This is a genomic window from Shewanella baltica (assembly GCF_900456975.1).
Lineage (GTDB): Bacteria > Pseudomonadota > Gammaproteobacteria > Enterobacterales > Shewanellaceae > Shewanella > Shewanella baltica.
This window is the reverse complement of the sequence record NZ_UGYM01000002.1, coordinates 1844736-1857906: the sequence shown is the minus strand read 5'-3', so window position 1 is coordinate 1857906 and position 13171 is coordinate 1844736. Positions and strand designations below refer to the sequence as shown.

The following is a 13171-nucleotide window of genomic DNA, read 5'->3' as shown; positions in this document are numbered from 1 at the left end:
CTCAAATGACAACTCACACTTTCGAATGAGTCAGTTTGAACCATAAGGATGTGAAGGACTAAGATGTAAAGAACTGAGTTACAAAGGACTGCAATTTGATAAGAAAGACTTGATAAGAAAGATTTAAATGAAGAATCTTGTGAAGATAACAGCTCAATCCACTAAAGTGATGCCTCGATAATCAAACTTACCACTTAGTTACAATTTAATCGGTAAAATACAGTAAAGAAATCAGCGCAAAGATTGGTTTATTTGTCCGAGCACTTTACTATGCTATTGCTTACTGTCTGAACTATGCAAATAGACAATACCGCAATTCACTTTTGCCTAAACCCCGCCAATGATCTTGATCATGTGCTCTCGCTCTTAGTGTAGAAACTGGTAGCGCAGGAACTGGCTTCAAAATGGCGGATTAATCGTGAATTGTCCTAGTACAATTTAAACCACACCGCATAAACCTGTGAAATACGCTTTCAATTCTTTCGCCACCCGAGGTAACAGTGGACCCACAATCACAACCTTCTGCCCATAACGGCAGACGTATACCGAATTTAGCGCTGCTTATTCCCATGCTTGCGGCGATTGTCGCGATCACGCCATTGGCCATCGACATGTACTTACCTGCGATGTCGACATTGGCACTCAGTTTTCATACCGATGTCACGACAGTGCAACAGTCCCTGAGTATCTACTTAGCGGGTTACGCGCTGGGCATGTTATGTTTCGGCCCCCTAGCCGACCGCATTGGTCGTCGCCCTATGGTGATATTGGGACTGAGTGGATTTATGCTCACCAGCTTACTGATTGGGTTTGCGGGTCAAGTCGAAGTCTTTCTTGGACTACGTTTTTTACAGGCCTTTATCGGCGCGGCTGCGACTGTGGTGGTGCCGGGATACATCAAAGAAGTCTATGGTGATAATACCGCCAAGGGTATGTCATACGTGAGTTTAATCATGATGTTAGCGCCATTACTCGCACCTAGCATTGGCAGCGTGATCCTCGAACTCGGTGATTGGCATTTAATCTTCTTCATTCAATCCGCCTATGCCGCAACCCTGTTATTACTGGTGCTATTGGCGCTAAAAATGCCCAGCGATAAAGATATGGATACCCGCAGCCAAAAATCGTTTCTTGGCGCCTATGCGACCGTATTTTCCCGCCCTGGCGTTAAGTTAAACATTGCCAGTGGCGTGTTAACGTCTTTTTCATTTTTCTGTTATCTCACCGCATCGCCCTTCGTTTACATGGAAGTCTTTGCCTTAGATAAATCCTATTTTGCCATCTTGTTTAGCACTAACGTCGGCGCTTTGATGTTGGCCAATATCATCAATACGCGCATCGTGGGCCGTTATGGTTCGCTACGTATGTTGCATGTGTCGACCTTTTTCGGGGCGATTGCTGGTGTCGGTTTATTAACCGTAAACCTGCTGGATATGAGCTATCACTTTACCGTGATCATGCTTATTCCTTTGATGGGTAGCCTAGGGGTGATGTCAGTCAATGCCGATGCGATAGTACTGATGAAGTTCAAGCAAGAAACGGGAACCGCAACCGCAGTTATTGGCACCTTAAGATTTGGCTGTGGCGCACTGGCGGGCCCGTTATTGGCGGTGTTTTACGATGGCACAGCCGTGCCCTTCTCTGCACTCATGTTAGGTTCTATTGTGTTAGTCGGTATTTGCCAATTCAACCGTCCAAAGCATCAAATACCGCCGACGGTTTAAGGATCTATTTTTAAGGGGCTATTTTTAAAAGCCATGGATACCAATGCCACATCGGCAACACATGTTTGATCGCGTGAAAACAGCGCATTGGCTTTCACAGATGTAGCAAATAAGTAATATTTAATCGCGACAGTTAAGTATCTGCTTATCTAACCTCCAACACCAAAACGGCACTTTTAGTGCCGTTTTTGCTTTTTAAGCATCTAACAATCTGAAAAATATAAGATAAGCCCATAAACCAGCCTAGGTTACTTGGCGATTCAAGCAAGTTATCGAGTCATTCAAACGTGAAATTGTTTCAAGTTGGTTATTTTTTACATAAAAGGCTTGAAATGTTGTTTTTTTTGAATATGATGAAATTCTGTTCATTGCAACAGTTGCTGCATCCTAAGGGATGAGTCACTTGTCTTCGACGAAGTCAGTTCAGCATTTCGGAGTCTGAATTACCCTTCAGGCTTAATTTTTAGAGCGATTACCGTCGCTGTAACAAGATACTGTTTACCGTAACGGTACTATGCAATAGGAGTTCCACATGGAGATGTTATCCGGCGCCAGCATGATAGTGCGTTCTTTGATCGATGAAGGCGTAAAGCACATTTTTGGTTATCCTGGCGGTTCAGTTTTAGATATCTACGACGCCCTGCACGTTATCCCCGGTATTGAACACATACTCGTTCGCCACGAACAAGCCGCCGTACACATGGCCGATGGCTACGCCCGTGCCACGGGTAAAGTGGGCGTTGTATTAGTCACCTCAGGCCCAGGCGCGACCAACGCGATTACCGGTATTGCCACCGCTTACATGGATTCTATCCCCCTTGTGGTGTTATCGGGTCAAGTCCCGAGCAATCTTATCGGTAACGATGCCTTCCAAGAATGCGACATGATAGGTATCTCTCGCCCTGTAGTGAAACACAGCTTTTTAGTTAAAGATCCGACTGAAATTCCTGAAATTATTAAAAAGGCTTTTTACATTGCCTCTACTGGCCGTCCCGGTCCTGTAGTTGTCGATCTGCCAAAAGATTGTTTAAACCCAGCTCTGCTGCACGAATATTGCTACCCAGAAAGCGTCAAAATGCGCTCGTATAATCCAACGACATCAGGCCATAAAGGTCAGATCCGCCGTGGTCTTCAAGCCCTGTTAGCCGCGAAAAAACCGGTACTTTATGTCGGTGGCGGCGCGATTATCTCAGGTTGTGATAAGCAAATCCTGCAATTGGCTGAGAGATTAAATATTCCCGTCGTCAGCACGCTGATGGGACTTGGCGCTTTTCCAAGCACCCACAAAAACAGTTTAGGCATGCTTGGGATGCACGGTCGCTACGAAGCCAACATGACAATGCATAACTGCGATTTGATCTTCGGTATTGGTGTACGCTTCGACGATAGAACCACCAATAATGTGGAAAAATACTGTCCGAACGCGACCATTTTGCATATAGATATCGATCCCTCGTCTATTTCAAAAACTATCCACGTGGATATTCCTATCGTGGGGTCAGCCGACAGCATTTTAGACAGCATGTTGGCACTGTTAGATGAATCGAACGAACACAACGACAACGATGCCATTGCTACTTGGTGGAATGACATTGAACAATGGCGCAGTCGCGATTGTCTGGCCTATGACAAAAACAGTGGCCGCATCAAACCACAGCAAGTGATTGAAACCTTGTATAAGCTAACCAATGGCGATGCCTATGTCGCATCAGATGTTGGCCAGCACCAAATGTTTGCCGCCTTGTACTATCCGTTCGATAAGCCGCGTCGCTGGATCAACTCAGGTGGCCTAGGGACAATGGGATTCGGCCTGCCCGCCGCGATGGGCGTAAAAATGGCCATGCCTGACGCTACTGTTGTGTGTGTCACGGGTGATGGTTCCATCCAGATGAACATTCAAGAGCTTTCGACCGCGCTGCAATATGATACGCCGGTTAAAATCATCAACTTAAACAATCGTTTCCTTGGCATGGTAAAACAATGGCAGGACATGATTTACTCTGGCCGTCACTCACATTCCTATATGGATTCAGTGCCAAATTTTGCCAAAATTGCCGAGGCCTATGGTCATGTTGGCATGACGATCAGCGATCCCACCGAACTTGAGTCAAAAATGGCTGAAGCGCTGGCGATGAAAGACAGGCTGGTCTTTATCGATATCATGGTGGATGAAACTGAGCACGTGTACCCCATGTTGATCCGCGGTGGTGCGATGAATGAAATGTGGCTGACCAAGACGGAGAAATGCTAATGCGTCGAATTATATCTGTATTATTAGAAAACCAATCCGGCGCCCTGTCTCGTGTGGTCGGTTTGTTTTCACAACGCGGTTATAACATTGAAAGTTTAACAGTGGCGCCAACGGACGATATCACCCTGTCGCGGCTTAATATCACAGTCGTTGCCGACGAAATGGTGTTAGAGCAGATAGAGAAGCAGCTACATAAGTTAATCGATGTGTTAAAAGTATCGAATATTACCGAGTCTGCTTATATTGAACGCGAACTCGCCCTTGTTAAGGTCCGTGCCCAAGGTGAATTTAGGGAAGAAGTGAAACGCATGGCGGATATTTTCCGCGGACAGATTGTCGATGTCACCGCCAATTTATACACCATCCAAATGGTGGGCACGTCAGATAAACTCGATGCCTTTATTCATGCGCTGGGGGAAGTCACCAAACTGGTCGAAGTCTCACGCTCCGGCGTGGTGGGTTTGGCCCGCGGCGAAAAGGCCATGAAAGCCTAGTTTTCTGAAGGAAATCTCGCGGACATTTTTCGCATAAATACAAAAACATCAAGGGGAGCATAATGCTCCCCTTGTTTTTTAAGCGATTATCACAGCGTCAATTATGACTGGCTGTCTAACAAGCGCGATGAGGTGATCTCAATTTTGCGTGGTTTCAATGCTTCAGGAATTTCACGCACTAAATCAACATTGAGTAAGCCATTTTCTAAACTTGCACCGAGCACAGTGACATAGTCTGCCAGCTGAAAAGTACGCTCAAAACCGCGTTCAGCTATGCCTTGATACAGGTATTTACGCTCGGTTTGGCTTTCGGCTTTATTGCCTTTCACCAGCAATTTTTCACCTTCACTGCTGATCTCAAGTTCATCCATTGAGAATCCCGCTACGGCCATCGTTATGCGATAACGATTTTCGCCGAGTAATTCGATGTTATATGGAGGATAACCTGAGTTGCCATTATTGGCAGCGGCATGTTCTGCCAATTGCGCTAAACGGTCAAAACCAATGGCACTGCGGTAAAGTGGTGTTAAATCATAAGTACGCATATTCATATCCTTGTCTTAAGCAATATGGAGAATTGGCGGACTGTTTTCAGGATGAAAACGTTTGTAGAGTCTGCCGAATTAAATCTTCTGTCCTTACGGCACAGAATTCACACTAGGATCCTCATCGAGCGATCCTGAAATAGATATAAGGACGGGAGAGAAAATTTCAAGCAAGAAAATTAAAAAAATGTGCAGAATTTTAAAAGAACAATAAAAACAAACGCTAATACCGCTTTAAAACGGTAAAGCGAGATGTAATTGGTATCGCGGCATTAGATTCATTGCGCACGGCAAGCAGTATTCGCTAAATTGCAGCCAATAAAAAAGGAGCCTAGGGCTCCTTTTTCAGTCTTAGCATCGAATTAACGAGTGCGTGGACACAGTTCTTCAGCGCTGAAGAAGTAAGCAATTTCACGAGCAGCAGATTCAACAGCATCAGAGCCGTGAGCCGCGTTTTCGTCAATGCTTTCAGCGAAATCAGCACGGATAGTACCAGGAGCCGCTTGAGCTGGGTTAGTTGCACCTAAAATTTCACGGTGAGCTAAAACAGCGTTTTCGCCTTCTAATACTTGGACCATGATAGGACCAGAAGTCATGAATGCAACCAGAGCACCGAAGAAGCCGCGTTCGCTATGCTCAGCATAGAAACCTTCAGCTTGTTCTTTGGTCAGGTGTAACATTTTTGATGCAACGATCTTAAGACCAGCAGTTTCAAAACGATTGTAGATAGCACCGATGTGGTTTTTTGCAACAGCATCAGGTTTGATAATAGAAAATGTGCGTTCGATCGCCATAACTAGCTTCCTTTGTCAGCAAGTTTAAAAAATTCGCGCGGATTATACGAAATTTAAAAGCTAAATCCTATCTTTATAGCAAATTAGTCTGAGATATTGCGCACATTCGCTTTATTCGTAATCAGCTTGATCACACAAAAGACCCCGCTAGGAGGATAAATCCTCAGCAGGGTCCATTAACTCATTAAAAAATGGGATTATTTTCTATTTTTTGCCCAAATACCTGCACAAGCAATCAAAGCGACTAAAATGACTGCGGGAGCAAGATCTAACAAGTGATGGAATAAACCGACACCGCCATGCCCTGGATGAGCCCAAGCCATTGAAGGGACAAGCATACATAACAATACAAGCAAAAGTTTCATGTGAACATCCTTGCAGTTGCGATAACAAAGTTAAGCCATTTAAATGCCTTAACCAATATACAACAAGGTACGATATCCGCTAAAAATGAACTTGACTGTGATCAAACTCTCGCCAAATATTCTCTGCGCCCCTGCAAATACGTGAGGTAAATCACCTTAGTTAAACGTCAAAAGGACAAGATGCCTCACATAAAAAGCCGTATCACCGCTGTGCTCACTACTTTTCATCAATCCAACACTGCTGAATCGCTTCCAGTATTTTTTCATTACAGTGCTTGGGATCATCGGCAAAATCATCCAAGGCTAACACCCACTCATACAATTGGGTGAAATGCAGCTGAGTAGGATTCACCTCTGGGTGTGCTTCGAGTAATTCCAACGCAATATCTAACGAATCTATCCAGGTTAATGTCATCGTTTTCCCCTATTCGGTTCGCTTTAATGGGTAAGTTCTTGCTAAACGGCGTTACCCATAAGGAGGTGAATCAAGTGTTGATATTCCGTAGTCAATACTCGACAGCAAGGGCACTAACCCTGTGCTTGCGTCACCTTTTTCACTTTAATCGCATTTTTTTCAACAAAATCAATAATAGCACCCGCCACATCTTTCGTGGTGGCGCCTTCAATTCCTTCAAGACCAGGTGAAGAGTTAACTTCCATGATCACAGGACCGTGGTTTGAGCGTAGCAAGTCAACACCAGCCACATTAAGCCCCATGGTCTTAGCTGCACGAATGGCGACTGAGCGTTCCTCTGGGGTTAATTTGACTAAACTTGCCGTGCCACCACGGTGCAAGTTAGAGCGGAACTCACCGGGCATAGCTTGACGCTTCATGGCGGCAATCACTTTATCGCCGAGCACGAAACAGCGAATGTCTGCGCCATTGGCTTCTTTAATATATTCCTGCACCATGATGTTGGCTTTAAGGCCCATAAAGGCTTCAATCACGCTCTCAGCCGCTTTACGAGTCTCGGCTAATACCACGCCGATACCTTGGGTGCCTTCGAGTAATTTAATCACCAGAGGCGCGCCACCCACCATATCAATCAAGTCGGGGATATCACTCGGTTTATTGGCAAATCCAGTAATGGGTAAGCCAATGCCGCGGCGTGACATCAGCTGCATAGAACGCAATTTGTCACGTGAGCGCGAGATCCCAACAGAATCATTTAAAGCATATACGCCCATCATCTCAAACTGACGCAATACCGCCGAGCCATAAAAGGTAATCGACGCCCCAATGCGGGGGATCACAGCATCAAATGCGGGTAACTCTCGCCCACCAATGTGGATACTCGATTGCCGCATGTTGATATTCATATAACATTCAAGGGGATTGATTACTTGTACTTCATGACCACGTAATTGAGCCGCTTCAACGAGTCGCTTCGTTGAATATAACTCAGGCCCTTGCGATAAGATCGCTATTCTCATTCTGGTCTCCGGCAACCATTAATTTTGAGCGCATAATACGCCTGCGCAGGGATAAATCAAACAACTAGAGGCATAGACAAGATTAGTTGCACAAATGCTCAACGCCAAAAGCAAAAAACCAGTCACGTGGACTGGTTTTAACAATTATCGCGGCAGCATTAATTGCCTTCGCTGACCATGTTAACCGTGTATTTAGGGATCTCAATCACCATGTCAGTGTCGACCACTTTCGCCTGACAAGATAGACGGCTTTCGGGCTCAAGTCCCCAAGCTTTGTCTAACATATCATCTTCTAGCTCATCACTTGGCTCAAGATCATTAAAGCCTTCACGCACGATACAGTGACACGTCGTGCAAGCACAGGACTTTTCACATGCATGCTCGATATTGATGCCATTACGCAGGGCAACATCAAGAATGGTCTCACCAACATTCGCCTCAAGCACTGCACCATCTGGGCACAACTCGGCATGGGGAAGAAAGACTAATTGGGGCATTACATCACCTATATGTTGTCGATCGACTGGCCTTTGAATGCCACTCGAATAGAATTGTCCATACGTCTGGCAGCAAAATCTTGGGTTTGCTCATCCAGTTTTTCAATCGCGAGCTTAATCGCATCGGCATCATCGCCCGCGGCAACTTGCGCCACATTGGCCATAGTGGCATCGATTTGTCTACGCTCATCGGCATTCAGCAAGTCGCCATCTTTCGCTAACGCGGCATGTAAAGACTCGAGTACCCTCGCCGCCTCCACTTGCTGCTCGGCCAGCATACGACGACCGATATCGTCTTTGGCATACTTCATCGAATCTTTCAGCATAGTGGCAATTTCAGTATCCGATAAACCAAAAGACGGCTTAACTTGAATACTTGACTGCACGCCGGTGGATTTCTCCATCGCGGTCACACTGAGTAAACCATCTGCATCCACTTGGAAAGTCACACGAATGTGCGCAGCGCCTGCAGCTAACGGCGGAATACCTTTTAGAGTAAAACGCGCCAGTGAGCGGCAATCGGCAACGAGCTCACGCTCGCCCTGCACCACATGAAATGCCATGGCCGTTTGACCATCTTTAAAGGTGGTAAATTCCTGTGCTCGCGCAACCGGAATCGTCGTATTACGCGACACCACTTTTTCCACTAAACCGCCCATGGTCTCTATGCCTAATGACAAAGGGATCACATCGAGGAGCAGCAAATCAGATTCGGGTTTATTACCCACTAAAATGTCGGCTTGAATGGCCGCACCAATCGCGACAACACGGTCGGGATCGATAGACGTCAGTGGTGGTTTACCGAAGAAAGCTTCAACCTGTTCACGCACTAATGGCACGCGCGTTGAACCGCCAACCATCACAGTTTCAAGCACTTCATCTGTCGTTACGCCCGCATCACGCAGGGTACGGCGACAGCTAGCAATGGTCTTCTTAACCAACGCCGCAATCATGGCATCAAATTCAGCTTTAGTAACGATTTGCGTGAGCTCAGTCCCATCGGCAAGGATCACTTTTGCTTCAGTTTCTGCTGCATCCGTTAAGGCTTCTTTGACTCGACGCGATTCAATCAACAGTTGACGGCTTAATTGTGAGTCGATGTCGCTAAGCTGCCACACTTGTTGCATATGTGCTTGGAGTAAATGATCGAAATCATCGCCGCCAAGCGCAGAATCACCGCCGGTGGCTAACACTTCGAATACGCCGCGATTCAAGCGCAAAATAGAAATGTCGAAGGTGCCGCCGCCTAAGTCATAGATGGCAATTACGCCCTCTTGCTTAGAGTCTAAGCCGTAGGCAATCGCAGCAGCCGTCGGTTCATTCAACAGACGTAGCACTTTAACACCCAGCAAAGCTGCGGCATCTTTCGTGCCTTGGCGCTGGGCATCATCAAAATAGGCCGGTACGGTTATTACGACACCTTGCAGCTCGCCACCTAAGGTTTTTTCAGCACGGGCAATCAGCGGACGTAAAATCTCCGCAGACACTTGCACGGGATTTACTTGGCCTTGGGGAGTCACGAATAAAGGTAAACCGTTTTCGCTTTCGGCAAACTCGTAGGGGAATGATTGCTCGCCGGCTTTGATATCAGCCAGGCTGCGGCCCATAAAACGCTTAACCGAAACGATCGTGTTTTGCGGATCCTGCGCCGAACTCAACGCCGCAAGGGCGCCAACTTCGACTGAATCTTGGGTATAACGCACGATAGAAGGTAATGAATGCTGTCCAAGTTCGTCCGGCAGGGTTGCCGTCTCCCCACTTCGAACAGCCGCCACCAAAGAATTGGTCGTACCTAAATCGATGCCAACGGCAAGTCTATGTTGGTGCGGCGCGGCACTTTGACCGGGCTCAGCTATCTGCAAAAGGGCCATATATATCCAACTTAGTAATGCCAACTCAAGCGTGCTTGAGTCAGCAAAGTAACATAAACACGCAAAATCAATCTAACAGAGCGTCTTCGACTCTGGTTAACTCGTCGTGTAATTTTGCCATAAATTTGAGTTTGCGAACTTGATCCGCCGCTAACAATGCATCTTCAGCCTGCTCACTGGTTAACAGTTGAGTCAATTGCTGAGTGAGTTGCGCGCGGTACTGCGCAAACGATTGATATAGCTCGTCAATACTCGCTTGAGGATCGGCACTATCGCGTATGTCTTCCAACGCCTCACGCCATTCCATTTGCTGCATCAAGAAGCCAGTATCTTTCACTGTGGTGGTTTCATGGCTTAATTCAATGCCGCGCAGCGACAACATATGCTCGGCGCGGCGAATGGGATCTTTTAAGGTTTGAAAACCATCATTGACTTGCGCCGTGCGCTGCACCGACAGCAATTTTTGCTGCTCAGTATCATTGGCAAATTTATCGGGATGAACCGCCCGTTGCAGTTCGCGATAGCGTTCTGCAAGTAAGGCGGTATCAATATCGAAGGCAGGGGAAAATTTAAACAGCTCGAAATAATTCATGCGTCAACTTTAGCGGTTAAACAGTGAAACTCTCACCGCAACCACACTCACCTTTTGCGTTAGGATTGTTAAATTGGAAGCCTTCGTTCAGCCCTTCTTTAACAAAATCCAGCTCGATCCCTTGAAGATAGATGAGGCTCTTGGCATCGATGATGATTTTCACATCTTCGATATCAAACACTTCATCGTCATCATTTAAAGAATCAACGAACTCAAGTACATAAGCCATACCAGAACAGCCTGATGTTCTTAAGCCGAGACGCAGGCCTACACCTTTGCCTCGGTTGACTAAGAAAGATCTGACACGATCGGCTGCCGCTGGGGTCATTGTAATCGCCATCTTAACTCCAGATGTTACTTAGCTTGTTTCGATTTGTACTCGTCGATAGCAGCTTTAATGGCATCTTCAGCCAAAATTGAACAGTGGATCTTCACCGGTGGCAATGCCAATTCTTCAGCGATATCTGTGTTCTTAATCGCCGCAGCTTGTTCGATAGTCTTGCCTTTAACCCACTCAGTTACCAGTGAGCTAGACGCAATCGCGCTACCACAACCGTAAGTTTTGAACTTAGCGTCTTGAATGATGCCATCAGCACCAATTTTCAACTGAAGTTTCATCACGTCACCGCAAGCAGGCGCGCCTACCATACCGGTCACGACCGAAGGATCGTTTTTATCAAAAGAACCAACGTTACGTGGGTTCTCATAATGATCTATCACTTTTTCACTGTAAGCCATGGTACTGCTCCAAAATTATCTATTGTAAAGGTCAGAATTAATGATGTGCCCATTGAACTTGGTTCAGGTCGATTCCATCTTTAAACATTTCCCACAAAGGAGACATTTCTCTTAATTTATCAATAGATTGAGTAATTACTTCGATAGCGTGATCAATTTCTTCTTCGGTTGTGAAACGGCCGATAGAGAAACGAATCGAGCTATGTGCCATTTCATCGTTTAAGCCAAGCGCACGTAATACGTAGCTAGGCTCTAGGCTGGCTGAGGTACATGCCGAACCCGATGAAACCGCTAAATCTTTCAGTGCCATCATTAACGACTCGCCTTCAACATAGTTGAAGCTGACGTTGAGGCTACCGCTAACGCGCTCAATCGCATCACCATTGATATAGGTTTCTTCAATGTGCTTGATGCCATTCCATAATTTGTCACGTAATGCACCGATACGAGCGTCATCAGAGGCCATTTCCGCTTTTGCGATTGCAGCAGCTTCACCTAAACCTACGATTTGATGCGTTGGTAACGTACCGCTACGCATACCACGCTCATGACCACCACCGTGCATTTGCGCTTCTAGGCGAATGCGTGGCTTACGACGAACATATAGCGCGCCGATACCTTTAGGGCCATACATTTTGTGACCAGAAATCGAGATCAAATCCACTTTAGTGGCTTGCACATCGATAGGCACTTTGCCTGCACTTTGCGCTGCATCCATGTGGAAAATAATGCCTTTTGAACGGCATAGCTCACCGATTGCATCGATATCGTGGATCACACCGATTTCGTTATTCACGTGCATGATGCTGACAAGGATAGTGTCGTCACGCATTGCCGCTTCTAAACGTTCCATCGGAATGATGCCGTTAGCCGCAGGCTCTAAATAAGTCACTTCGAAACCTTCGCGCTCTAATTGGCGACAGGTATCAAGAACGGCTTTATGTTCAGTCTTACTGGTGATGATGTGCTTGCCTTTCTTGTGATAGAAATGAGCAACACCTTTAATCGCTAAGTTGTTCGATTCCGTAGCGCCAGAGGTAAACACAATTTCGCGGTGATCGGCGTTAATTAACTCGGCAATTTGATTGCGAGCAATATCCACCGCTTCTTCAGCTTGCCAGCCGTAGCGATGTGAACGTGAGGCTGGATTACCAAAGATGCCGTCCATTGTCATGCATTGGAACATCTTTTCCGCGACTCTTGGATCAACAGGCGTGGTGGCGGCATAATCTAAATAGATAGGAAGCTTCATAACACACTCCGTACTGAGCAGTCTCTGCCGAGGCTACATACAACGTACAAAAATTATTTTTATCGTATAACAAAGTTCAGTTATAAACTGACTCTTTGTTCCTTTTGCATAGTGTCTTGCTTAAGCGAGATAAATTGCACATCTCGTTTCTGCATCAAGCCAGCAAGACTGATACCATCTAAAAAATCTGAAATTTGTTTGCTTAAATCGCCCCAAAGTGAATGGGTTAAGCAGCGAGTTCCACTCTGACAATTGCCAAGTCCTTGGCAACGAGTCGCATCGACAGACTCGTCTACAGCATGGACAACCATGCCGACTGAAATATCATTGGCTTCTAGGCCTAAGCGATAACCACCGCCCGGTCCACGTACACTGGCAACTAAACCGTGTTTTCTTAGCTTAGCGAAGAGTTGTTCCAGATAGGAAAGCGAAATCCCTTGTCTCTCAGAGATGTCCGCTAAGGGAACTGGTCCCGATGCCGAGTGGATGGCCACATCTAGCATAGCGGTTACTGCATAACGACCTTTTGATGTAAGTTTCATAACTACCATAGCTCCCGAAGAGGTATGCTTTATTTCAACATACCCGAGTAAATCAGTCAAGTATTAAAACCT

General features: G+C 46.2%; 15 protein-coding genes. 3 read left to right on the top strand and 12 right to left on the bottom strand.

Features of this window, described 5'->3' with window-relative positions:
- Positions 1 to 500: 500 nt before the first annotated feature.
- From DYH48_RS08375 to ilvN, 3 genes are all read left to right on the top strand, one after another.
- Positions 501 to 1724: a multidrug effflux MFS transporter gene (locus DYH48_RS08375; RefSeq protein WP_115334503.1), complete on the top strand. Its 1224-nt coding sequence runs from the start codon at positions 501 to 503 to the stop codon at positions 1722 to 1724.
- A gap of 532 nt (positions 1725 to 2256) precedes the next feature.
- Entirely contained in the window at positions 2257 to 3975 is a 1719-nt protein-coding gene (locus tag DYH48_RS08370; RefSeq protein WP_115334502.1) for an acetolactate synthase 3 large subunit, read from the top strand.
- Entirely contained in the window at positions 3975 to 4469 is a 495-nt protein-coding gene (gene ilvN / locus DYH48_RS08365; RefSeq protein WP_006081846.1) for an acetolactate synthase small subunit, read from the top strand. Before DYH48_RS08370 ends, ilvN begins: the two co-directional genes overlap by 1 nt.
- Positions 4470 to 4570: 101 nt before the next feature.
- Here ilvN and DYH48_RS08360 read toward each other — a convergent pair whose 3' ends face one another.
- The 12 genes from DYH48_RS08360 to iscR form a co-directional block, all read right to left on the bottom strand.
- Positions 4571 to 5014 (bottom strand): Hsp20 family protein, encoded by a 444-nt coding sequence (locus DYH48_RS08360; protein ID WP_006081847.1) that lies wholly within the window; start codon positions 5012 to 5014, stop codon positions 4571 to 4573.
- A gap of 362 nt (positions 5015 to 5376) precedes the next feature.
- Positions 5377 to 5808 carry a nucleoside-diphosphate kinase gene (ndk, locus tag DYH48_RS08355; protein ID WP_006081848.1) on the bottom strand — a complete coding sequence of 144 codons (432 nt, stop codon included), beginning with the start codon at positions 5806 to 5808 and terminating at the stop codon, positions 5377 to 5379.
- 197 nt (positions 5809 to 6005) lie between these two features.
- A complete protein-coding gene (locus tag DYH48_RS08350; protein ID WP_115334501.1) occupies positions 6006 to 6173 on the bottom strand; it encodes a hypothetical protein in 168 nt (55 codons plus the stop codon).
- 217 nt (positions 6174 to 6390) lie between these two features.
- On the bottom strand, positions 6391 to 6588 hold the full coding sequence (iscX, locus tag DYH48_RS08345) for a Fe-S cluster assembly protein IscX (RefSeq protein ID WP_006081850.1): 198 nt from the start codon (positions 6586 to 6588) through the stop codon (positions 6391 to 6393).
- A gap of 113 nt (positions 6589 to 6701) precedes the next feature.
- Complete coding sequence (rimK, locus tag DYH48_RS08340; RefSeq protein ID WP_115334500.1) at positions 6702 to 7607, bottom strand: 30S ribosomal protein S6--L-glutamate ligase; 906 nt, start codon at positions 7605 to 7607, stop codon at positions 6702 to 6704.
- Between the two features lie 158 nt (positions 7608 to 7765).
- Positions 7766 to 8104 (bottom strand): ISC system 2Fe-2S type ferredoxin, encoded by a 339-nt coding sequence (gene fdx, locus DYH48_RS08335; RefSeq protein WP_006081852.1) that lies wholly within the window; start codon positions 8102 to 8104, stop codon positions 7766 to 7768.
- Positions 8105 to 8112: 8 nt separating this feature from the next.
- Positions 8113 to 9975: a Fe-S protein assembly chaperone HscA gene (gene hscA, locus DYH48_RS08330; protein WP_115334499.1), complete on the bottom strand. Its 1863-nt coding sequence runs from the start codon at positions 9973 to 9975 to the stop codon at positions 8113 to 8115.
- A gap of 67 nt (positions 9976 to 10042) precedes the next feature.
- Positions 10043 to 10567, bottom strand: a complete 525-nt coding sequence (gene hscB, locus DYH48_RS08325) for a co-chaperone HscB (RefSeq protein WP_012089341.1) — start codon at positions 10565 to 10567, stop codon at positions 10043 to 10045.
- Positions 10568 to 10583: 16 nt separating this feature from the next.
- A complete protein-coding gene (iscA, locus tag DYH48_RS08320) occupies positions 10584 to 10907 on the bottom strand; it encodes an iron-sulfur cluster assembly protein IscA (protein WP_006081855.1) in 324 nt (107 codons plus the stop codon).
- 14 nt (positions 10908 to 10921) lie between these two features.
- Positions 10922 to 11305 (bottom strand): Fe-S cluster assembly scaffold IscU, encoded by a 384-nt coding sequence (gene iscU / locus DYH48_RS08315; protein ID WP_006081856.1) that lies wholly within the window; start codon positions 11303 to 11305, stop codon positions 10922 to 10924.
- 37 nt (positions 11306 to 11342) lie between these two features.
- A complete protein-coding gene (locus DYH48_RS08310; RefSeq protein WP_006081857.1) occupies positions 11343 to 12557 on the bottom strand; it encodes an IscS subfamily cysteine desulfurase in 1215 nt (404 codons plus the stop codon).
- Positions 12558 to 12637: 80 nt separating this feature from the next.
- Positions 12638 to 13099, bottom strand: coding sequence for a Fe-S cluster assembly transcriptional regulator IscR (iscR, locus tag DYH48_RS08305; protein WP_006081858.1), 462 nt, complete (start codon positions 13097 to 13099; stop codon positions 12638 to 12640).
- Between the last annotated feature and the right edge of the window lie 72 nt (positions 13100 to 13171).

What these genes read in the sequence shown, in the direction of transcription:
- DYH48_RS08370 (WP_115334502.1), top strand. Translation starts at nt 2,257, where the DNA reads ATGGAGATGTTATCCGGCGCCAGCATGATAGTGCGTTCTTTGATCGAT.
- ilvN (WP_006081846.1), top strand. Translation starts at nt 3,975, where the DNA reads ATGCGTCGAATTATATCTGTATTATTAGAAAACCAATCCGGCGCCCTG.
- DYH48_RS08360 (WP_006081847.1), bottom strand. Translation starts at nt 5,014, where the DNA reads ATGCGTACTTATGATTTAACACCACTTTACCGCAGTGCCATTGGTTTT.
- ndk (WP_006081848.1), bottom strand. Translation starts at nt 5,808, where the DNA reads ATGGCGATCGAACGCACATTTTCTATTATCAAACCTGATGCTGTTGCA.
- DYH48_RS08350 (WP_115334501.1), bottom strand. Translation starts at nt 6,173, where the DNA reads ATGAAACTTTTGCTTGTATTGTTATGTATGCTTGTCCCTTCAATGGCT.
- iscX (WP_006081850.1), bottom strand. Translation starts at nt 6,588, where the DNA reads ATGACATTAACCTGGATAGATTCGTTAGATATTGCGTTGGAATTACTC.
- rimK (WP_115334500.1), bottom strand. Translation starts at nt 7,607, where the DNA reads ATGAGAATAGCGATCTTATCGCAAGGGCCTGAGTTATATTCAACGAAG.
- fdx (WP_006081852.1), bottom strand. Translation starts at nt 8,104, where the DNA reads ATGCCCCAATTAGTCTTTCTTCCCCATGCCGAGTTGTGCCCAGATGGT.
- hscA (WP_115334499.1), bottom strand. Translation starts at nt 9,975, where the DNA reads ATGGCCCTTTTGCAGATAGCTGAGCCCGGTCAAAGTGCCGCGCCGCAC.
- hscB (WP_012089341.1), bottom strand. Translation starts at nt 10,567, where the DNA reads ATGAATTATTTCGAGCTGTTTAAATTTTCCCCTGCCTTCGATATTGAT.
- iscA (WP_006081855.1), bottom strand. Translation starts at nt 10,907, where the DNA reads ATGGCGATTACAATGACCCCAGCGGCAGCCGATCGTGTCAGATCTTTC.
- iscU (WP_006081856.1), bottom strand. Translation starts at nt 11,305, where the DNA reads ATGGCTTACAGTGAAAAAGTGATAGATCATTATGAGAACCCACGTAAC.
- DYH48_RS08310 (WP_006081857.1), bottom strand. Translation starts at nt 12,557, where the DNA reads ATGAAGCTTCCTATCTATTTAGATTATGCCGCCACCACGCCTGTTGAT.
- iscR (WP_006081858.1), bottom strand. Translation starts at nt 13,099, where the DNA reads ATGAAACTTACATCAAAAGGTCGTTATGCAGTAACCGCTATGCTAGAT.